Below are 448 nucleotides of genomic sequence, written 5' to 3'. Positions count from 1 at the left end.
TTTTCTGTACGACTACGTCAACATCTTTCCGTTCAGCCTATAGGATTGCCGTAAGGCTGTCTCTTATACACATCTAGATGTGTATAAGAGACAGTTACAGAGACTTACTCCAAAAATAAATTGCAAAAAGTTTTAAAGGCGAACTTGAGACCTATTTCGCATCCATATTTTTTAAGTATCTGCCGCTTCAAAAGCTTTGTTTGCAAATATTACTCAGGAATAAGACAGTATTAGGAGAAAAAAACGAGATTCACGGGTTGCTCTTTGACGGGGCGTGGTTATGGGAGGAGTATATCAATACGGTTATAGGGGATAAATTCTTGCATCCGTCCAATAAAAAACATGAACACGGGCATTATTTGTTCAAGGACAATGAGGGGAATAATGAGGGGAATATTTATCCAGACTTTATCTCAAGGGGCGCTGAAAACCGATTGATTGCGGATGC

General features: G+C 39.3%; 1 protein-coding gene. It reads left to right on the top strand.

The window, feature by feature from the left end; all coding sequences use genetic code 11:
- Positions 1 to 200: 200 nt before the first annotated feature.
- Positions 201 to 448: 5-methylcytosine restriction system specificity protein McrC (locus ACYVRA_RS08960; RefSeq protein WP_461252365.1), on the top strand; the 248-nt coding region annotated here is incomplete at its 3' end.

The sequence above is a fragment of the Treponema sp. R8-4-B8 genome (assembly GCF_054786175.1).
The sequence above is the reverse complement of the archived record's forward strand: the minus strand, read 5'-3'. Positions and strand labels throughout refer to the sequence as shown.